Here is a 19,053-nt window from a genome sequence, read left to right as displayed (position 1 = left end):
GGGCCCGAGCGCGGCATGCGCCGTGAAGCGCGGACCCTCCGCGCCGAAGGCCGCAGCGGTGATGCCGGGCTCGGCGGCCAGCATCACCGCCTCGCCACCCAGCCCGTGCCCGATCGCGACCACGCGGCCGGCCCCCACGTCACGCCGCAGCGCCGTCAGCGCGCCGGCCAGGTCCTGCGGCAAGGTCTGCGTCGTCGGTGCCGGCGGGTCCGCGCCGGAGTCGGCCGAAAAGCCGCGCGCGGCGTTGGCGTCGAGTTCCAGCACCGCGGCCCCGCGGCCGAGTAGCGCGACCAGCAGCCAGCAGCGAGTCGTGCAGCGCGTGGGCGCCCGGCGGATCGAACAGCAGGACCGCGACGGCGTCGCCGGGCTGCCAGCCGGGCGGCAGGTTCAGCAGCGACGGCACCGGACGCAGCGCGTCCGTGCCGATCGGGGTGATCCACAGCGATTCGAAGCGGGTGTGCTCGAGCGCGCCGGCGGGCCGGCGCTTCCGCCCTTCGGATGAGCGTGGGCGAGCGATTGGTCGGGAATTTTGTTTCCTGTTCATGCTAAAATTCATTCTTTTCATGAATTTCCTGGCGGGTGCATGCCATAGTTCGCGTCACTTCGGTCGTACCAAGGGGGCGGAGGCTGCGTCGTGTCCCATGCCCGCGTGATGCCGCCCGGCACACCCATCCGGCACGCATCGGCTCGGGGAAGCCTGGGCTTCGCGGGAACGGAGGGCCCGGCGGGCGTGCCGCTGCCGCATGACGCGCCGGCATGCTGGTCGGCAGCGCTCGACGCCATCACGCATGGGGTGCTCGTGGTGGATGCGGCGCTGCGCGTCGTCGTGGCGAATGCGGCCGCCGAGACGATGGCGTCGGCGGGGCACGGCTTCCGTCTGCGCCCTCATGACGCGCGGATCGGCTCGGCATGCGTGATCCTGCCATCCCTGCGGCGCGATGCGGCCGCGCTGGCTGCGCTCGTCGGCGCCGTCGCGCTCGCGGGTCAGCCCGGCGGCGCGATCCTTCTGCACCACGCCGATGGCGCGCCAGCCGTCGCGGCGCTCGTCTCGCCGCTGCCGGAGCGGCCACCCGCGAGCGGTGCGTGCGGCGGCGGTCGCGTTCCAGGCCGGGCGCTGATCCTGCTGCACGACCTGGCGCTGTCGGCGGCGCCGCGCGCGGAACTGCTGCGCGGCCTCTTCGGCCTCACGGCGAAAGAGGCGGAGGTGGCCCGGATGCTGGCCGGCGGCGCCACGAAGGCCGCGGTCGCGGAAGCGCGCGGTCTCCGCGAGACGACCGTGCGCACCCAGGTGCGCGCCGTCCTGGCCAAGACGGGCGCCGCGAACCTGCGCGACCTGGCGCGTATGCTCGCCGGGCTGGTGGGGCTCTAGATTCGAGATTCCTAGGGCAAGAAATCCAATCTGACTGACTCAGTCAGATTGGATATTGCTCTAGGGCCGCCTAGCCCTCGGGCTGCACGCCGGAGACGCGCACGAGCTCGCGCCAGGTGCCGCGCTGCTCCTGCATGATCTCGAGGAAGCGCGCGCGCGAGTTGAGGAAGGGCGCATTGCCGCCGCGCGCCAGTGTCTCGACCAGCGCGGGCGTGGCCAGCGCCGCGTTGATCGCGGCGTGCATGCGGTCGGCGATCGCATCCGGGATGCCGCGTGGCCCGACCACGGCCGAGAAGGAGGGCAGATTGTAGTCGGCCACCCCCTGCTCCTGCACGGTCGGGAATTCCGGCGCGAGCGGCCAGCGTGTCGGGTTAGTCACCGCCAGCGCGCGCACCTGCCCCGCGCGCACCGCCCCGATGATCCCGGAGAAGCTGTCGAAGACGAGCTGGATGTTGCCTGCGATCAGGTCCGCCAGCGCCGGCGCCGCGCCGCGATAGGGCACATGCGTCAGCTCCACCCCCGTGCGCAGCATGAAGAGCACGCCGAGCATGTGGTTGGCGCCGCCCGCGCCGGCCGAGCCGTAGTTGAGCCGGCCCGGATTGGCGCGGCCATAGGCGATCAGCTCCTGGATGTTGCGCACCGGCAGCGAGGGATGCACGCAGACCATCGCCGTGCCGCTCGCGAAGGTCGCGATGTGGGTGAAGTCGTCGACGCCCTCGTAGCCCGGGTTGCGGAACAGCAGCGGCGCGCCGAGATGGCTCGACGGGCTCGACATCATGATCGTGTACCCGTCGGGTGGGGACTGCGCGACATGCGCCGTGCCGATCGTCCCGCCGGCGCCGGCGCGGTTGTCGACCACCACGGGCACGCCGAGCGCCTCGGACAGCACCTGCGCCTGCTGGCGGCCGGCGATGTCGGAGGCGCCGCCGGGCGGGAAGGGGACGACGAGCCGGATCGGCCGGTTCGGCCAACCGCCCGCGCCTTGCGCGATCGCAGGTGCGGGCAGTGCCGCCAGCGCGGGCAGGGCAAGCAGGTGACGGCGCAGCATGGCCGGGGTCTCCGATCGGTGCGTGGTCGCGTCAGGCGCGGCCGGATACGAAGCAAGAAAGATTCCAGCCGCCGATGCAAGCCGCTTCCGATGGCGGGCGACCGCGCGCAGGATGGGAAGGTCGGTCGGGAGGATGCGCGGTGCAGTATCGGACACTCGGCGCGAGCGGCCTGAAGGTCTCGCCGCTCTGCCTCGGCACCATGATGTTCGGCGGCCCGACCGAGGCCGCGGAGGCCGAGCGCATCGCGGCGCATGCGAAGGACGCCGGGGTGAACTTCATCGACACGGCCGACGTCTATACCGGCGGCCGGTCGGAGGAGATCACCGGCCGCATCGTGCGCGCCGCGCGAAGCTGGTGGGTGGTGGCGACGAAGCTCGGCAACGCGACCGGCCCCGGCCCGAACGACGGCGGGCTGTCGCGCCGCCGGTGCTTCGAGGCGGTGGAGGCGAGCCTCGCCCGCATGAAGCTCGACGCGGTGGACATCCTCTACCTGCACAAGGAGGATCACGCGACGCCGCTCGCCGAGACGGTGCGCGCGATGGCGGACCTGGTCGGGCAGGGGAAGATCCTGCATTTCGGCGTCTCGAACTTCCGCGCCTGGCGGCTCGCCGAGGTCTGCCGGCTGTGCGACGAGATGGGCATCGACCGGCCGGTCGCGAGCCAGCCGCTCTACAACGCGCTGAACCGCCAGATCGAGGTCGAGCACCTGCCGGCCTGCGGCTTCTACGGGGTCGGCGTCGTGCCCTACTCGCCGCTCGCGCGCGGCGTGCTGACCGGCAAGTATGCGAGCCAGGATGCGCCGGCAGCCGACACCCGCGCGGGGCGCGCCGACAAGCGCATGATGGAGACGGAGTTCCGCCCCGAAAGCCTGCGCATCGCACAGACGATCCGCCGCCATGCCGAGGCGCGCGGCATCACCGCGGGACAATTCGCGCTCGCCTGGGTGCTGCACAACCGCCTCGTCGCCGGCACCATCGCCGGGCCGCGCACCATGGCGCAGTGGCTGGAATATATCGGCGCATTGGATGTCGGGATGACGGCGGAGGACGAGGCGCTGGTGGATGGCCTCGTCGCGGCGGGGCATCCCTCCACGCCGGGCTACAACGATCCGGCCTACCCGATCGAAGGCCGGCCCGTGCGCGGCTGACCTGGACGGTCGCGGAGGAGAGCGCCAGCGCTGCCCCGGCGCCCGGCGCCCGCTAGGCTTCGTCGGCCTCGTCGCGCTTCAGCAGCGCCGCATCGATCTGCTCGAGCAGCCGCGAGAAATCCACCGGCTTCGGGTGGTAGTCGTCGCAGCCGGCCTGCAGCACCCGGTCACGGTCCCCCGACATGGCGTGCGCCGTCAGCGCGATGATCGGGATGCGCGCGGTCCCCGGGTCGCCACGCAACTCGCGCGCAGCGGTCCAGCCATCCTTCACCGGCAGGTTCATGTCGAGCAGGATGACGTCGGGCCTGAGCGACTTCGCCTTGTCCACGCCAGCCTGGCCGTCATGCGCCAGCTCCACCTCGAAGCCGCGCCGCTTCAGCCGGCGGGACAGGAAGTCCCACAGCTCCTCGTGGTCCTCGACGAGCAGGATCTGCGTCACATCCGTGTCTCCATCTCCGGGGCGCCCGTCTCCGGCGCGCTGCGCGGCGTGCCGGCGACCACGCGGCGCAACTCCTCGGCCAGTGCATGGCTGGCGGCTTCCGCGGGCACGACGGTGTCCACCGCCGCGCGCAACCGGTCGAGTTCCGCCTCGTCCACCTCGCCTTCGGTGATGGCGATCACGGCCGTCTCCCGCAGCTCCGGCCGGCGGCGCAGCTCCCTCAGCAGGGCGAAGCCCTCGCCCGCCGCCGGGGCCCGCAACTCCATCACCAGCACCGCCGGCACGGGCGGCGACGCCAGGCGCGCCATGGCGTCCTGCGCATCCGCCGAGGTCGCGACGGTCCATCCCTCTGCCGCGAGCACGCCGGCAAGTTCCCGGCGCTCCGCCTCATCGCTCTCGAGCAGCAGCACATGGCCGGGCGCCACCTCGCGGCGGAAGCGGTCCAGGACCCGTTTCAGCCGGTCCCAGCGGACCGGCTTGTTCAGGTAGTCGTCGGCACCGAGCGAGAAGGCGAGCCCGCGCTCCTGCACGACGGTGACCATCACCACGGGCGTGCCCGCCAGCGCGGCATCCGCCTTCAGCGCCGACAGCACCGCCCAGCCGTCCATGCGCGGCATCATCACGTCGAGCAGGATGGCCACCGGCCTGAGTTGCCGTGCCATTTCGAGCCCCTGCGCGCCGTCCGGCGCGCAGCGCACCGCGAAGCCCTCGCGCCGGAGGAAGCGCGACAGCAGGTCGCGGGTCGCCGCGTCGTCGTCGATCACCAGGACAAGGCCCGCCGGCCCGTCCTGCTCCGCCGCCACGGCCTCGCCGATCTGCGCCGCGGGCTCGTCCGCCTCGGCGCGGACCAGGCGCATATCGGCCGGGATGGTCAGCGTGAAGGCGCTGCCCTCGCCGGCCTTGCTCTCCACGGCGATGTCGCCGCCGAGCATCGTGGTGAAGGCCCGGGTGATCGCGAGCCCAAGGCCCGTCCCGCCAAACCGCCGGGTGGTCGACGCGTCCGCCTGGCTGAAGCGCTGGAAGAGCTTGTCGAGCTGCTCCGGCGACATGCCGATCCCGGTGTCGCGCACGGTGAAGCGCAGCCGGTCCCCGTCCCGCTCGGCATGCAGCGTGATCGTCCCGTCCTCGGTGAACTTCGCGGCATTCCCGAGCAGGTTGAACAGGCACTGGCGGATCTTCACCGGATCCGAATGCGCGCTGCCGAGGTCGTCGGCGCATTCCACGACCAGCCTGTTGCGCCTGCGCTCGGCCAGGGCTTCCACCGTGGAGGCGACTTCGCGCAGCAGGGGCGCGACCTCGAAGTCCTCCGGCTGAACCTCCATCTTGCCGGCCTCGATCTTCGACAGGTCCAGCACGTCGTTGATCAGCGACAGCAGATGGCGGGCATTTGCGGTGATCTTGCCGAGGTCGTCGAGGAAGACGTCCGCCTTTTCCAGCGACTGCGCCTCCTCCTCCAGCATCTCGGCATATCCGATCACGGCGGAGAGCGGCGTGCGCAGCTCGTGCGACATGTTTGCAATGAACTGGCTCTTGGCGATGTTTGCGTCTTCTGCCGCCGCCTTCGCGGCGGCCAGCTGCTCCTCCGCCTCGCGAAGCTCGGCGATGTCGGTGTTGGTGCCGAACCAGCCGATCGGCCGCGCTTCCTCCTCCTCGTCGCCCGCCTCGAAGAGCGGGAGGGCGCGCGAGAGGAACCAGCGATAGCGCCCGTCGGCGCCGCGCAGGGGGAAGGTGTCTTCCCAGGGCTCGCCGGCTTCGATCGCCTCGCGAAACCGCTCGACGACGCGGGCACGGTGGTCTGGATGCTGCACCGATTGCCAGCCGTCGCCCAGCATCTCCCCGGGCGGCGCGCCGGTGAAGTCGTACCAGCGGCGATTGTACCACTGGATCGCGCCGTCCGGGTCCGTCATCCAGGCGAGCTGCGGGATGGCATCCAGGATGGTGCGCAGTCGCGCCTCGCTCCGCTTGAGCCGGGCCTCCGCACGCCGCCGCCCGGTCTCGTCCACGGCGACGAGACCGACGCCGTCCACGCCGTCCTCGGTCCCGTCCAGCTCGAGCGGGAAGACGCCCAGCGTCAGGTGTCGCAGGATGCGGTCCTTGCCGGGCGGACGGACCGTCACCTCGATTCCGGACTGTGCGTCCGCGCCTTCGAGCACCTTCTGCAGCTGCGGCGCGATCTGGGCGCGCACCGAGTCCGGCAGCACGTCGCCGCGGCCGGCCTCGACGCCCAGCGCGCGCTCCCCGAGCAGCGCGAGGTGGCGGTTCGCCAGGCTCAGGCGCAGCTGCCGGTCGAGGAAGCCGAGACCGATCGGCGCATTCTCCATCACGCCATGCAGCAGCGCATTCGCGCGCCGCTCGGTGCGTCGTCGCAGCAGCGCCAGGATGCCGAGCAGGCCGGCCGCCGCCAGCGCGAGGCCGAGCGAGAGGGCATAGAGCCATGCCGAGCGATGGCGCGACCGAGCCTCGATGCCGTTGGCGAAGCTGCTCGCCTGCTGCTGCAGCCTTGCGACCTCGCCGCGCGCGGCGTCCATGAAGACCTTGCCCTCGCCGGTCTCGAACAGGGCGAGTGTCTCGCGCGTCTCGCCGCGGCGTCGCTGCGCGATCACCTCTTCGGTCCAGGCGACCTTCCGTGCGGCGATGCCCTCGACGCCGCTCGGCTCGGGCAGGCCCGCGCCGCGCGCCGCCTCCCGCATCTCGCGGAGCCGTGCGGGGACGGCGGCGGTCCCGGCACGCTGCGGATCGAGGAAGCTCTCATCGCCGGTGAGGAGATAACCGCGCTGGCCCGTCTCGATGTCCCTGAGGGCCGAAAGCAGGCCTTCGGCGGAGAGCACGAAGCTGCGCGCGGCGGCGACGCGTTCCGCCTCCGCTCCCGCCAGGCGCCAGTTCCAGCCGGCCGTCCCAAGCGCGAGGAGGACGAGGAGCCCGGCGAGCAGGGGCGCGCGGCGCACCCAGCCGGGCAGCACCGGACCCGACCCGAAGGCAGCGTTCCGCAACCGATCCGGCACTCCATCGTCTCCCGCTGGCCCGGGAATAGCGCCGGGCGGCGGGGCGGGTTCATCGTGTCGAACCCTCCGCACGCGCATGCGTTGCCCACCCGCAACGCGCCAGGAGGGATGCAGGTGCAGGCGACCGAGCGGCGGCTCCGGCCGGGCGGCGCGCATGGCGCTGCGGCGGTGACGCCCTGGGTGGCAGCCAGCGTGATCGTCGCGGCGCTCTATCTCGGGCGGGACCTGCTGGTTCCCCTCGCGCTCGCGGTGATCCTCGCCTTCGTGCTGGCGCCGCTGGCGGGTGGCCTGCGTCGCATCGGGCTGGGCAACCTGCCGGCGACGCTGCTTGCGGTGCTCGCCGGTGTCGCCGTGATGCTCGGCATCGCCTTCATCGTGCTGCGCCAACTGGCATCGCTCGCGGGCGAGCTCAGCGCCTTTGCAGGCAATCTGCGCGCCAAGCTCGACAGGCTACGGCTCGACGAACTCGTCGGCCAGGCGATGCGCACGGTCGACGGGTTGCGCGACATCTTCGGCAGCGACGCGTCGCGCGGCGCGACCGCTGCGGCGCCGGTGCAGACGACCGAGGCCACCCCGCTGGAGATGGCGGCCTCCTGGCTCGGCCCGGTGCTCGCCCCGGTCGCGACCCTCGGCATCGTGGTGATCTTCGCGCTCTTCATCCTGCTCTACCGCGAGAACCTGCGCGACCGGCTGATCCGGCTCGCTGGCGTGCGCGACCTGCACCGGACGGTCGGTGCGCTGGACGACGCGGCCTACCGGCTCTCGCGCCTGTTCCTGGCGCAGCTGATGCTCAATGCCGGCTTCGCCGTGGCGATCGGCAGCACGCTCTGGCTGGTCGGGCTGCCGGGCGCGCCGCTCTGGGGCATCCTCGCCGGGCTGATGCGCTTCGTGCCCTTCGTCGGCACGCCGATCGCCGTGCTGCCGCCAACGCTGCTTGCGCTTGCCGCCGAGCCGGGCTGGGGCCTCGCCCTTGCAGTCGGCGGCCTGTTCCTGCTGGCGGAGGCGCTGATGGGCCAGGTCGCGGAGCCGCTGGTCTTCGGCCGCAGCGCAGGGCTGTCGCCGCTCTCGGTCATCGTCGCGGCCACCTTCTGGACCTTCATGTGGGGTCCGATCGGGCTGCTGCTGGCCACGCCGCTGACCGTCTGCCTCGTCGTGCTGGGCCGCCACGTGCCGCGGCTCGAGTTCCTCGACGTCATGCTGAGCGACCGCCCGCCGCTGCAGCCGGCGGAGAGCTTCTACCAGCGCGCGCTGGAGGGCGATGCCGACGCGCTCGTCGCCCAGGCCCGCGCTGCGCTGAAGGAGGGCACGTCGCTGGTCGCCTGGCACGACGACGTGGCATTGCGCGGCCTGGCGCTCGCGGAGGCCGACTGGTCGCGCGAGGTGCTGGAAGAGCCGAAGCTCGACGCCATTCGCCAGCAGGTGGAGACCCTCCTGGACGAACTGGCCGAGACGCCCCCGGCGGGGAGTGCCGCGATGCCGCCGGAGTGGCTGGCCGAGGGCGCGGTGCTCTGCATCGCCGGCCGCGGGCGGCTCGATGACCTTTCGGCCGCCATCGCCGCGCAGGGCCTGCGGCACGAGGCCATCGGCGCGGTGCCGCTGCCGAATGGCACGCTGGAGGGCGACGAGGATGCGCGCTTCGACCCGACGAGGGTCCGGGCCTGCGTGCTGTCCGTGCTGGAGGAGGGCAGCAGCGCGGCGGCGATCCGCTACTTCCTGCGCCGGATCGCCCGGCGGCTGCCGGGCGTCCCGGTGGTCGTGGCGCTGTGGCACGCGCCGTCCGGCAGCGCGACGCTGGCCGAGCTGCGCCAGGAACGCGGCGGCGCCTCGGTGATCGCGACGTCGCTCGGCGAGGTGGTGGCCTTCTGCCATGCCGCCGCGGGCCAGGCCGCGGTGCCGTCCGGCCCCGCCAATGAGCCGGTGCGGGGCGGCGCCGTCACGGTCGCGTGACCCTGGACAGGCGGGGGGCGGCAAAGCATGTTGCGCCCACCTGACCGACTGGGAGGCAAGACCAATGTTGTTCAAGACGAGCTTCCGCGCAGTGCTGCGGGGCGCGGCCGCGGCGGCCGCCCTCTGCGCCGTCGCGGCGGTCGCGCCGGCTCCGGCCGGCGCCAGCACCTTCACCTGGGCGACGGCCAACGACATCCTCGGCCTCGATCCGCACGCCAACAACCATGGCGTCACCAACGCCATGAAGAGCAATTTCTACGAGCCGCTGGTGCGCCGCGAAGCGGACGGCTCCCTCTCCCCGGCGCTGGCCGAGCGGTGGGAGGTGGTGAATCCGACCACCTGGCGCTTCCACCTGCGCCGCAACGTCCGTTTCCATGACGGCACGCCCTTCACCGCCGCCGACGTGCTGATGTCGCTCGAGCGCGTCCGCCAGAACGACATGGCCTACACCGTGGCCTCCATTGCCTCCGGCCGCGCGGTGGACGACCACACGGTCGAGTTCACCACCCGCTCCCCGAACCCGATCCTGCTGCAGGACCTGACGCTCTTCTTCATCATGAGCGCGAACTGGGTGCAGCAGAACAACGCCATGGCGGTGGCACGCGCCGGCCAGCCCGGCGCCAACACCGCCTTCGCGCAGCTCAACGCCAACGGCACCGGGCCTTTCCGCGTGACCGAGCGCGTCGCGGATGAGCGGACCGTGCTGGTGCCGAACCCCCAGTACTGGGGTGCTTCGAACATGAACCACGGCATCACCCGTGCCGTGTTCCGCCCGATCGCCTCGGCGCCGACGCGCCTTGCCGCGCTGCTCTCGCGCGAGCTCGACATCATGTACCACGTGCCGCTGCAGAACGTGCCGCAGGTCCAGCAGGCGCAGGGCGTGCGCCTGGTGCAGGGTCCGACGGCGCGCAGCATCTACTTCGCCTTCGACGTCGAGCGCGCCGAGAGCCTGGACGAGCCGGGCCGGCCGAACCCGCTGCGCGACGTGCGCGTGCGCCGGGCGATCTACCAGGCGATCGACATGGGCACGATCACCCGAGTCGTGCTGCGCAACTCGACGGTTGCGGCCGGCATCCCGATCGGCCAGGCGATCGGCGGCTTCGTGCCGGCGGCGAATGAGCGCCTGCCCTTCGACCCCGACGCCTCGCGCCGCCTGCTGACCGAGGCCGGCTTCCCGAACGGCTTCCGCCTGACGCTGAACTGCCCGAACAACCGCTACGTCAACGACGAGGCGATCTGCCAGGCGGCGACCGCGATGCTGCAGCGCGTCGGCATCCAGGCGCGGCTCGACGCGATGCCCTTCGGCCGCTTCCTGCAGCGCGGCGGTGCCGGCGAGTACCAGTTCTACATGCTCGGCTGGACGCCCGGGAACTTCGACATCACCAACCCGGGCCGTGAGCTGCTCGGCGAAGGCAGCTTCAACTGGGGCCGCTTCCGCGACGACCGCATGAACGCGCTGCTGGCCGAGATCAGCACGCTGCCGCCCGACAACCCGCGCCGCCAGCAGCTGGCCGCGGAGTACTGGACGCGCTTCCGCGAGCTGCTGCCGATGGTCCCGCTGCACCAGGAGCCGCAGATCTTCGCGGTGCGCGAGACGGTGGCCGACTTCACCATGCGCGTGCAGGAGGACCTGGAGCTCCGCCACGTCCGCATGCGCGGCAATTGAGCGCAGCCGAAGCCGCGTGAGGAAGGGGCCCGCCACGGCGACGTGGCGGGCCCTTTCGATTCAGATCAGCCCGCCATTCACGTGGATGACCTGGCCGGTCACGTAGCCGGCCTCGGGCGAGAGCAGGAAGCCGACCATCGCCGCGACGTCCTCCGGCGTGCCGAGGCGCCTTAGCGGGATCTTCGCCGTCACCGCCTCCCACTGCGCCGGCGTCAGCGCGGCATGCGCGCCGGGATCCTTGCGCGTATAGCCGGGCGCGACTGCGTTCACCGTCGTCCCCGTCGGCGCCGCCTCCACCGCGAGCGCCCGCACCGCCGCCTCCATGCCCGCCTTCGCCGCGGCGCTGGCCGGGAAGGTCGCGACGTCGGTGCGGAAGACATGGGCGACGAAGGAGGAAATCGCGACGATGCGGCCCTCCTGCAGATGCGGCAGCGCGGCGCGCGCGGTGCGCAGGAACCCCCACAGCACGGCGTCGAGCGACTTCGCGAAGACCGCGTCCGTGGCGGCCGTGAAGGGCGTCTTGTCGGCGAAGCCGGCGGCGAAGACGACGCCGTCGAGCCGGCCGAACCGCTCCACCGCGCGCGCCACCAGCGCCTCCGGCAGCGCCGCGTCGGCGATGTCGCCGAGCATCGCCTCGGCCTCGCCGCCGCGCTCGCGCACCGAGGCGGCGACGCGCTCCGCGCCTTCGGCGTTCTTGCGCGTATGCACCAGGATGGCGGTGTCCGGCCCGGCGAGGCGCCGGCAGCAGGCGGCGCCGATGCCCGATCCGGCGCCGGTGACGAGGACGACGCGCATTCAGCTTCTCCAGGCAGGGTCGGGCGCGGCCAGCCCGCCGCGCGCGGCCGACCAAGCGAAGGGATCGGCCATCCAGGCGCGCAGCTCGCCGAGCGCGTCGGCCGGCAAGGCGCCGCGTGCCTCGGCCTCGGGCAGCACGTCCTGCCAGGTCGCCAGCGCGAAGAGGCGCGCGCCCAGGTCCGCGACCTCGGTCACCACGCGGTCGAAGATGCCGTAGTTGAACAGCACGAAGACGTGCCCGACCTCGGCACCGGCTTCGCGCAGCGAGCGGCAGTAGCGCGCCTTGCTGCGGCCGTCGGTCGTGACGTCGCTGACCAGCAGCGCCCGCGCGCCGGGGCGCAGCGCGCCGTCGAGATGCGCGTCGGCGCCGAAGCCCTGCGCGCGCCGGCGCACGGTGACGAAGGGCAGCCGGAACCGCTCGGCGAGCATGGCGCCGAGCGCGATGCCGCCCTGCTCGGTCGCGGCGACCGCGTCGAAGCCGGCATGTCCGGCTTCCTCCAGGATGCGGCCCTCCGCGGCTTCCAGCAGCGCCGCGCGGGCCAGCGGGAAGGACAGGGCGCGGGGCATGTCGAGCCAAGCGGGGCTCATCCAGCCGGAGGACAGCACGAAGGGCCGGTCGGGCCGGACGAGGATCGCACCGGTGTCGAGCAGGATCTGCGCCGTGCGCCGCCCGATTGTCATCGCACCACCTCCGCGCCCTGCAGCAGGATGTCGCGCAGCACCGCCGCGCCGACCAGGAAGTCGTCGAGCTCCATCGCCTCGCGCGGGTTGTGGCTGCCGTGCTCGTTGCGCACGAAGACCATGGCGCTCGGCACGCTGGCATTGGCGAAGATCGCCGCGTCATGCCCCGCGCCGGACGCCACCACCTCGTGCGGGATCCGCGCCGCCTGGCAGATGCGCCGCGAGAGCGCGAGCAGCCGCTTGTCCATCGCGGCCGGCGGCGTCCGTACGCCGGGGCCGAGCGCGATCCGCACGCCGCGCTCGCGCGCGATCTCCTCGGCCTCCGCGGCAGCCAGCGCGCCGAAGGCGTCGAGCGTCGCCTCGCTCTCGCTCCGCCATTCCAGCGTGAACCGCACCTCGCCCGGCACGCGGGTCATGGCGTGCTCGCGAGGGTCGGTCGCGAAGATGCCGAAGGTCATCACCAGGTCCTCGCCGCGTTCCAACAGCGTGCGCCAACTCGCATCCAGCCGCATGGCGAAGTCCGCCGCGCCGAGCACCGCGTCGCGCCGCAGCCAGCGCGGCACTGCGCCCGAATGCGCCGCTTCGCCGAGGGCGCGCGCCTCCGGGTGCCGGTGGTTGCCGCGGATGCCGGAGACGAGGCCGACGGGCACGCGGCGCGCCACCATCACCGGTCCCTGCTCGATATGCAGCTCGACGAAGTGCGACAGCGACGCAGGGTCGAGCAGCGGCCTCCGCGCGGCGACTGTATCGGTGTCGGCACCTTCCCGCGCCATGGCCTGGCGCAGCGTCATTGTCCGGTCGCGCAGGTTGGGGAGATCCATCCAGGCCGGGTCGAACTGCCCGAACAGGGCGGAGGAGCCGAGATAGGGGCGGCCATACCAGGCGCTTTCCTCGCCGCGCAGCACGAAGAGGTGCAGCGTGCGTGCCGGCTGCGGGCCGCGCGCGGCGTGGAGCAGCGCCAGCAGCCCGGCGATGACGCCCGCCGCGCCATCGTAGTTGCCGCCCTGCGGCACGCTGTCGAGATGCGATCCGCAGGCGGCCGCGGGCAGGGAGGGATCGGTTCCCCGCAGCGTTACGCGCAGGTTCGCCGCCGCATCCCAGGCGCAGTCGAGCCCGGCCTCGCGCGCGATCGCCTCGATGCGACGCATCGCGGCCGTCTCGCCGTCGCCATAGGTCTCGCGCGTGATGCCGATGCCGTCGTGATGCGCCGCGCGCAACGCCGCGAACAGGTCGCGCGCGAGGTCGGCAAGGTCGGGCGCGACGGCGAGCGGCTGTCCCATCTGCATGCGCCCGACCTTCGCCCGCAGCCGGACGGCAGGCAAGGCGTGCTTGACTTCATGCACCTGCGTCCGAACATCAGGGCGATGGATCTCGGACCGGCCGCGATGGTGGCCGAGCGCAGCCTGAAGGTGATCGAGAGCGCGCCCGTCGGGCGGCGCTATCATCGCCTGCTGCTCGAGGCGCCGGACCTCTCCGCGCGCAGCCGCCCGGGGCAGTTCTTCCACCTGCTCTGCCGCGACGGCGCGGGCAACGGGCCGTATCTCCGTCGGCCGATGAGCATCTGGCGCTGCGGCGCGGGCGAGCCGCTCGGCTTTCTCTTCCATGTGAAGGGCAAGGGCACGGCGGCGCTGGCGCGGCTGCGGGCGGGCGAGGCGCTGTCGGTGGTCGGGCCGCTCGGCCAGGGTTTCGCGCTGGATCCGGCCTGGCGGCGCATCCTGATCCTGGCGCGCGGCGTGGGGCTGGCGACCCTCGCGCCGCTGACAGGTGCTGCGGCGGCGATGGGCATCGCGGCGGACGCCGTCCTCTCGGCGCGCGACCCGGCCGACCTCATGGCGGAAGAGTTTGCCGGCGTATCGGGCGCGAGCGTCACGGCCGTGTTCGATGCCGATGGCAGCAGCGAGGTCGCGCGGGTCGAGGCGCTGCTGCGCGCTCGCTTCGCGGCGGCGCGGCCCGATGCGGTGTTCACCTGCGGCTCCAACCGGCTGTTCCTGCTGCTGCAGCGCCTCTCGGCGGAGTTCGGCATTCCGGGCCAGGTCGCGCTGGAACAGCAGATGGGCTGCGGCCTCGGCATGTGCTTCTGCTGCGTGCGCCAGATCCGCGACGCGTCCGGCGCAGTCGTGAACCTGCGCGTCTGCGCCGAAGGACCCGTCTTCGACCTGCAGGCGGCGCTGGCGTGGTAGACCTCAGCACGCGTATCGGGTCGCTGACGCTGGCCAACCCGGTGATGCCGGCCTCCGGGACCTTCGGGCCGGAACTGGCGAAGGTCTTCGATCTCGACGCGCTCGGCGCGCTGGTGACGAAATCCGTCACGCCGGAGTTCCGCGCCGGCAACCCGCTGCCGCGGCTCTGCGAGACCGAGGCCGGGGTGCTGAATTCCATCGGCATCCCGGGCAAGGGGCTGGATCACTTCATCGAGCATGCGATGCCGGAGTGGCGGCGCTTCCGCGCGCCGCTCGTCGTCAGCTACTCGGCGCCGACTGTCGCATCCTTCGCCGAGGGCGCGGCGCGGCTGGCCGCGACGCCGGGGGTGGCGGCGATCGAGGCCAACATCTCCTGCCCGAACCTGGAGGAGGATGGCCGCGCCTTCGCGATGCATCCCGAGCCCGCCGCCGCGGCCACCGCGGCGATGCGGCGCGTCGTGGGGCGCGCGCCGCTCTGGGTGAAGCTCTCGCCCAACACCGGCGATATCGCGGCCGTGGCGCGCGCCGTGGAAGATGCGGGCGCCGATGCGCTGGTGGTGGCGAACACGATCCTGGGGCTGGCGATCGACATCGAGACGGCGCGGCCGAAGCTCGGCTCCGGCATGGGTGGCTTCTCGGGCCCGGCCTTCAAGCCGATCGCGCTGCGCCTGGTCTGGCAGGTCGCGCAGGCGGTGCGCATCCCGGTGATCGGCGTCGGCGGCATCGCGACGGCCGAGGATGCGGTGGAGTTCCTGATGGCCGGCGCGACCGCGGTGCAGGTCGGCACGGCGACCTTCGTCAGCCCGACCGCGATGCTCGGCGTGGTCGATGGGCTGCGCGGCTTTTGCGCCCGAAAGGGCCTCGCGCGCGTCGCCGATCTGACCGGCGCGGCGCTGCCTACTGGGCTGCCGCGCGCTGCGGAGTGACCTCTTCCGGCGCGCCGTTCTCGGCCGGGTTCATCCGCCACAGCGTCCAGTTCAGGAAGCCGGCGAAGCTGACCCAGACGAGGTAGGGCACCAGGAGCCAGGCAGCGAGCTCGCTGACCGGCAGGAAGGCCCAGATCATCCCGACGATCGACGCCCAGAAGACGATCAGCTCGCCGAGGGCGAGGTCCATCCGCCGCATGCCGAAGAAGATCCAGGACCAGGCGGCGTTGAGCAGCAGCGAGCCCCACCAGAGCAGGATCTCCGCCCCGAAGCCGGTCTGCCGCCAGACAAGCCAGCCGGAGGCGGCGACCATGAGGTAGAGCACCGCCCAGGCGATCGGGAACAGCCAGTTCGGCGGGTTGAACCAGGGCTTCCTCAGCCGCGCATACCAGGCGCCCGGCTTGAAGACCGCGCCGGTGGAGGCGGCGGCGAAGCAGGCCAGGACGAAGCCTGCCAGCGCGAGGGCCGAGGTGAGGGTCATGCCATCCCTAAGTGGATCGGGCGCCCCCGGCTGTCGAGGCCGGTTCCGCGCTCAACCCGATTGCGGCGTCGCGGTTCTCGGCCTCAGCGCGCCTCCACCCTCCGCTGGGCGAGGGCGAGCACGACAGGGGGCCGGCCGGCGATCGGCACCGGGAGGCTGCGATAGGCGTCGAGGCCGCGCCCCTGGGCAGGGCCGGCCGTCACCGTGGCCCGCTCGGCGCCGTTGGAGAGCATCGCCCCGCCGCCCGCACGCGGCATCGCAGCCTGCAACGCGACCGGCGGGTGAGGGCGCTGTTGCTCCTCTGCCCAGGCGGCCAGGACCCGGGCCCGGTAGGGCTCGGCGAATTCCGGCGTGTGGGAGTGATAGGCGGCGGCCGCGGCCTCCCAGGAGCCTCGCGCGCCCCGCAGCTCGGTCAAGAAGCGGGCGGCGTAGCGGGCGTTGGCGGCCGGGTCGAAGGCGGTCTCGAGGTCCGGGAAGGCGTTGGGGTGGTGGCGCAGGTTCACCTGCATGCAGCCGATGTCGATGGAACGCACCCCGCGCGCCTGCAGCGCCTGCACCTCGGCGATGGCTGCCGCCCGGGTGGGAAAGAACTGCCCGCGCCCCTCGGCATTGATGGTCCAGGGCCAGGGGTGGAAGGCCCGGGTGTCGGGGTCGCGGCGGCCGGATTCCACCCGGCCGATGGCCATGAGCAGCTGCGGCGGGATGCCTGCCTCCCGCTCCGCCGCCTGGATCGCGGCACGACAGAGCCGCCCGGGCTCGGCCAGGGCGGGCAGGGGCAGGAGCAGGAACAGGAGCAGGGCGCGGCGCATGCCTCCGCCGGGGCAAGGGGCATGCCAGGGCACCGCAGCCTGGCGCTTTGGCATTTTGCCGCTTTAGCGCTTTGGCGCTTTACCGCCCTTGCGACGACGACGCCGTGCAACCGTGACGCCGTGGGCGAGGAAGCCCCGTGCCGGTTTCGGACAAATTGCGTTCCCCGGCGCACGGTGACGGGGAAGCATCGCTCCTCGGTGCCGGAAAAGCAAGCAAAATCAATGGCTCACTGCGTGGATGCGGCTGGCGTCGCAGGGGGTGCAGCAGGCGCGGCCGCGGGGGTTGCGGCCGTCGAAGGCGTTGCCGCGGTGGGCTCTGCCGGAATGTCGGTGGGCGGCGCCGCGCCGGCCTCGGTGTAGTCCGGCACGATGCGGGCCTGCGCGCCGGCGATCACCAGCACCCGCGTCCCGACCGCGAGCGGCTGCTGGTCGCGCTGGGTCACCGAGACCAGGTCGCCATTCGTCTTCCGCACGATGTACTCGATGGCGTTGCTGTCGCCTGCGACGCGTTCCGCTGCCGTGCCGAACAGGCCGCCGACCAGCGCGCCACCGACAGCACCGATCGCGCCGGCCATGTTCCCGCCCGGCACCTGGCTGCCGATGATGCCGCCCGCGGCGCCGCCGGTCGCGGCACCCGTCGTGCCTTCCACCTGCACCGCGACGGCGCGGCGCCCGATCACCACGCCCTGCTCGACCCGGTTCACCTGCTGCACGGCGCGGGTGGCGTAGGTGTCGGGCGAGAAGCGGTTGCCGCAGGCGAGGAGCGCGAGCGGCATCAGGAGGAGCAGGGTCCGCATGGCGGCCCGGCCATAGCGGAGGCGGCTGCGCGATGCCACCCATCGCGGCATGGCGGAAAGATTGCCGCGGCGGCGCGGTCTGTGGTCCCCTCGCGGCAAGAAGCAAGCGGAGGAGGCGCAGGACGATGCCCGTGATCACGCGGCGTGCGGCACTCGGGGCCTCGCTGCTCCTGGCTGCGCCGGCGGTCGCCCAGCAGGGCTGGCCCAGCCGGCCGATCCGCATCATCGCGCCCTTCCCGCCGGGCGGGCTGGTGGACGTGCTGCCGCGCGCCATCGCGCCCACGCTCTCCGCACGGCTCGGCCAACCGGTGGTGGTGGAGAACCGGCCTGGCGCGAACGGCAACATCGGCGCCGACCTCGTCGCGAAATCGCCACCCGACGGCTACACGCTGCTCGCCACCTCGCTCGGGCCGATCGCGACCAACCAGTACATCTATGCGTCCATGCCTTTCGACACGGACACCGCCTTCGCGCCGATCGTACTGCTCGCGCGGACGCCGAAGGTCATGTGCGTCGCGACTGCGCGGCCCTGGCGCAGCGTGCAGGAGGTGATCGACGCGGCGCGGGCGCGGCCCGGCACGCTGACCGCGGGCTCGGCGGGGAACGGCAGCAGCCTGCATATCGCGCTCGAGCTGTTCAAGCGCGCAACCGGAACCGACATCCAGCACGTGCCCTATCGCGGCGCGGCGCCGGCGGTGACGGACCTCGTCGCGGGACAGATCGACCTCGTCATCGACAACCTGCCGAACATCCTCGGGCAGATCGCAGCCGGGGCGGTGCGCGCCGTCGGCATGGGGACGGAGCGCCGCGCGCCGCAGCTGCCCAACCTGCCGACGATGCGCGAGCAGGGCGTGGAGTTCGTCTTCGGCACGGCCTTCGGGCTCGCCGCGCCGGCGGGGACGCCGGAGCCGATCCTCGCACGGCTCGCCGCGCTGACGACGGAGGCGCTGCGCGATCCTGCCATCGGCGGGCGGCTTGCGGAGCAGGGCGCGGAGCTCGGCGGCGGCACGCCGTCCGACTTCGCCGCGCTGATCGCACGCGAGAAGGCGACGCAGGCGCCGGTGATCCGCGCCGCCGGCATCCGGGCCGATTGAGGCGAGCGGCAGGCAGGCGATGACGGACGGCACCATGACGGTGCGGCAGGCGACGCTCGACCTGCTGCGCGGCCTCGGCATGACGACGGTGTTCGGCAATCCGGGCTCGACCGAGCTGCCCTTCCTCGATCGCTGGCCGGACGACTTCACCTATGTGCTCGGCCTGCAGGAGGCGTCGGTGCTCGGCATGGCGGATGGCTATGCGCGGGCAACCGGGCGGGCGGCCTTCGTCAACCTGCACTCGGCCGCCGGCGTCGGGCATGCGCTGGGCAATCTCTTCACCGCCTGGAAGAACCAGGCGCCACTGGTGATCACGGCGGGGCAGCAGGCGCGCGCGCTGCTGCCGAACCTGCCCTTCCTGGGCGCGACCGACGCGGCGTCCTTCCCGAAGCCCTACGTGAAGTTCGCGGTCGAGCCGGCGCGGGCGGAAGACGTGCCCGCCGCGATCGCGCAGGCGCATCGTGTCGCGATGCAGCGGCCCTTCGGGCCGTGCTTCGTGTCGGTTCCCTCGGACGACTGGGCCGCGGCGTGCCGGCCTGTCGCGGCGCGGACGCAGCATGCCGACGTCGCACCCGACCCGGCGGCGCTCGAGGAGGCGGCGGCGCTGATCGCCGCGGCGCGGCGGCCCGTCATCGTCTCCGGCGCGGAGGCCCATGCGGAAGGCGCGGGGC

The 19,053-nt window shown here is 72.8% G+C and carries 18 protein-coding genes; 8 read left to right on the top strand and 10 right to left on the bottom strand.

The features are described 5' to 3' along the window. Positions 1–264, bottom strand: a 264-nt coding sequence (locus L2I40_RS06590; RefSeq protein ID WP_237214081.1) for a hypothetical protein, incomplete at its 3' end; no start/stop codon positions are given. A 370-nt stretch (positions 265–634) separates the two neighbouring features. Between L2I40_RS06590 and L2I40_RS06585 the strand changes: the two genes are divergently transcribed. Next, entirely contained in the window at positions 635–1,369 is a 735-nt protein-coding gene (locus L2I40_RS06585; protein ID WP_237214080.1) for a helix-turn-helix transcriptional regulator, read from the top strand. A 70-nt stretch (positions 1,370–1,439) separates the two neighbouring features. Here the strand turns inward: L2I40_RS06585 and L2I40_RS06580 are convergent, their stop codons facing one another. Beyond that, a complete protein-coding gene (locus L2I40_RS06580) occupies positions 1,440–2,417 on the bottom strand; it encodes a Bug family tripartite tricarboxylate transporter substrate binding protein (RefSeq protein WP_237214079.1) in 978 nt (325 codons plus the stop codon). 140 nt (positions 2,418–2,557) lie between these two features. Between L2I40_RS06580 and L2I40_RS06575 the strand changes: the two genes are divergently transcribed. Next, the gene (locus L2I40_RS06575) at positions 2,558–3,565 is read left to right on the top strand and encodes an aldo/keto reductase (RefSeq protein ID WP_237214078.1); all 1,008 of its coding nucleotides are present in this window, start codon (positions 2,558–2,560) and stop codon (positions 3,563–3,565) included. A 52-nt stretch (positions 3,566–3,617) separates the two neighbouring features. On the opposite strand, the gene L2I40_RS06570 is transcribed toward L2I40_RS06575, so the two are convergent. Then, positions 3,618–4,004, bottom strand: coding sequence for a response regulator (locus L2I40_RS06570; RefSeq protein ID WP_237214077.1), 387 nt, complete (start codon positions 4,002–4,004; stop codon positions 3,618–3,620). Then, positions 4,001–7,006: a response regulator gene (locus L2I40_RS06565; protein WP_237214076.1), complete on the bottom strand. Its 3,006-nt coding sequence runs from the start codon at positions 7,004–7,006 to the stop codon at positions 4,001–4,003. Before L2I40_RS06565 ends, L2I40_RS06570 begins: the two co-directional genes overlap by 4 nt. A gap of 114 nt (positions 7,007–7,120) precedes the next feature. On the opposite strand from L2I40_RS06565, the gene L2I40_RS06560 reads away from it, so the two are divergent. Then, positions 7,121–8,953, top strand: a complete 1,833-nt coding sequence (locus tag L2I40_RS06560) for an AI-2E family transporter (protein ID WP_237214075.1) — start codon at positions 7,121–7,123, stop codon at positions 8,951–8,953. Positions 8,954–9,017: 64 nt separating this feature from the next. Next, positions 9,018–10,619, top strand: coding sequence for an ABC transporter substrate-binding protein (locus L2I40_RS06555; protein ID WP_237214074.1), 1,602 nt, complete (start codon positions 9,018–9,020; stop codon positions 10,617–10,619). A gap of 60 nt (positions 10,620–10,679) precedes the next feature. Here the strand turns inward: L2I40_RS06555 and L2I40_RS06550 are convergent, their stop codons facing one another. From L2I40_RS06550 to L2I40_RS06540, 3 genes are read right to left on the bottom strand one after another with little or no spacing between them, the layout of a single operon-like run. Beyond that, positions 10,680–11,414 (bottom strand): SDR family NAD(P)-dependent oxidoreductase, encoded by a 735-nt coding sequence (locus tag L2I40_RS06550; protein WP_237214073.1) that lies wholly within the window; start codon positions 11,412–11,414, stop codon positions 10,680–10,682. Continuing rightward, the gene (locus tag L2I40_RS06545; protein WP_237214072.1) at positions 11,415–12,095 is read right to left on the bottom strand and encodes an orotate phosphoribosyltransferase; all 681 of its coding nucleotides are present in this window, start codon (positions 12,093–12,095) and stop codon (positions 11,415–11,417) included. Next, positions 12,092–13,438, bottom strand: coding sequence for a hydantoinase/carbamoylase family amidase (locus L2I40_RS06540; protein ID WP_237214071.1), 1,347 nt, complete (start codon positions 13,436–13,438; stop codon positions 12,092–12,094). Before L2I40_RS06540 ends, L2I40_RS06545 begins: the two co-directional genes overlap by 4 nt. Here L2I40_RS06540 and L2I40_RS06535 point away from each other — a divergent pair. Both L2I40_RS06535 and L2I40_RS06530 read left to right on the top strand, forming a co-directional pair. Then, positions 13,421–14,275 carry an iron-sulfur cluster-binding protein gene (locus L2I40_RS06535; protein ID WP_237214070.1) on the top strand — a complete coding sequence of 285 codons (855 nt, stop codon included), beginning with the start codon at positions 13,421–13,423 and terminating at the stop codon, positions 14,273–14,275. The genes L2I40_RS06540 and L2I40_RS06535 overlap by 18 nt on opposite strands. Then, on the top strand, positions 14,269–15,201 hold the full coding sequence (locus L2I40_RS06530) for a dihydroorotate dehydrogenase (RefSeq protein WP_237214069.1): 933 nt from the start codon (positions 14,269–14,271) through the stop codon (positions 15,199–15,201). Before L2I40_RS06535 ends, L2I40_RS06530 begins: the two co-directional genes overlap by 7 nt. Here the strand turns inward: L2I40_RS06530 and L2I40_RS06525 are convergent. The 3 genes from L2I40_RS06525 to L2I40_RS06515 form a co-directional block, all read right to left on the bottom strand. After that, on the bottom strand, positions 15,173–15,682 hold the full coding sequence (locus L2I40_RS06525; RefSeq protein WP_237214068.1) for a TspO/MBR family protein: 510 nt from the start codon (positions 15,680–15,682) through the stop codon (positions 15,173–15,175). The genes L2I40_RS06530 and L2I40_RS06525 overlap by 29 nt on opposite strands. An 83-nt stretch (positions 15,683–15,765) precedes the next feature. Next, entirely contained in the window at positions 15,766–16,491 is a 726-nt protein-coding gene (locus L2I40_RS06520) for a lytic transglycosylase domain-containing protein (protein ID WP_237214067.1), read from the bottom strand. A 227-nt stretch (positions 16,492–16,718) separates the two neighbouring features. After that, the gene (locus L2I40_RS06515) at positions 16,719–17,288 is read right to left on the bottom strand and encodes a hypothetical protein (protein WP_237214066.1); all 570 of its coding nucleotides are present in this window, start codon (positions 17,286–17,288) and stop codon (positions 16,719–16,721) included. Positions 17,289–17,413: 125 nt separating this feature from the next. Here L2I40_RS06515 and L2I40_RS06510 point away from each other — a divergent pair, with 125 nt between their 5' ends. Together L2I40_RS06510 and L2I40_RS06505 are read left to right on the top strand one after the other, a co-directional pair. Then, a complete protein-coding gene (locus L2I40_RS06510) occupies positions 17,414–18,382 on the top strand; it encodes a Bug family tripartite tricarboxylate transporter substrate binding protein (protein WP_237214065.1) in 969 nt (322 codons plus the stop codon). Between the two features lie 19 nt (positions 18,383–18,401). Next, a partial coding sequence (locus L2I40_RS06505) for a thiamine pyrophosphate-binding protein (protein ID WP_272910941.1) occupies positions 18,402–19,053 on the top strand: 652 nt, incomplete at its 3' end.

Source organism: Falsiroseomonas oryziterrae (genome assembly GCF_021864505.1).
GTDB classification, from domain to species: Bacteria; Pseudomonadota; Alphaproteobacteria; order Acetobacterales; family Acetobacteraceae; genus Falsiroseomonas; species Falsiroseomonas oryziterrae.
This window is presented reverse-complemented; position numbering and strand designations above follow the sequence as displayed.

Excerpts from the sequence above, each read along its gene's own strand:
- L2I40_RS06555 (WP_237214074.1), top strand. The coding sequence starts at position 9,018 with ATGTTGTTCAAGACGAGCTTCCGCGCAGTGCTGCGGGGCGCGGCCGCG.
- L2I40_RS06525 (WP_237214068.1), bottom strand. The coding sequence starts at position 15,682 with ATGACCCTCACCTCGGCCCTCGCGCTGGCAGGCTTCGTCCTGGCCTGC.
- L2I40_RS06550 (WP_237214073.1), bottom strand. The coding sequence starts at position 11,414 with ATGCGCGTCGTCCTCGTCACCGGCGCCGGATCGGGCATCGGCGCCGCC.
- L2I40_RS06510 (WP_237214065.1), top strand. The coding sequence starts at position 17,414 with ATGCCCGTGATCACGCGGCGTGCGGCACTCGGGGCCTCGCTGCTCCTG.
- L2I40_RS06580 (WP_237214079.1), bottom strand. The coding sequence starts at position 2,417 with ATGCTGCGCCGTCACCTGCTTGCCCTGCCCGCGCTGGCGGCACTGCCC.
- L2I40_RS06520 (WP_237214067.1), bottom strand. The coding sequence starts at position 16,491 with ATGCGCCGCGCCCTGCTCCTGTTCCTGCTCCTGCCCCTGCCCGCCCTG.
- L2I40_RS06515 (WP_237214066.1), bottom strand. The coding sequence starts at position 17,288 with ATGCGGACCCTGCTCCTCCTGATGCCGCTCGCGCTCCTCGCCTGCGGC.
- L2I40_RS06545 (WP_237214072.1), bottom strand. The coding sequence starts at position 12,095 with ATGACAATCGGGCGGCGCACGGCGCAGATCCTGCTCGACACCGGTGCG.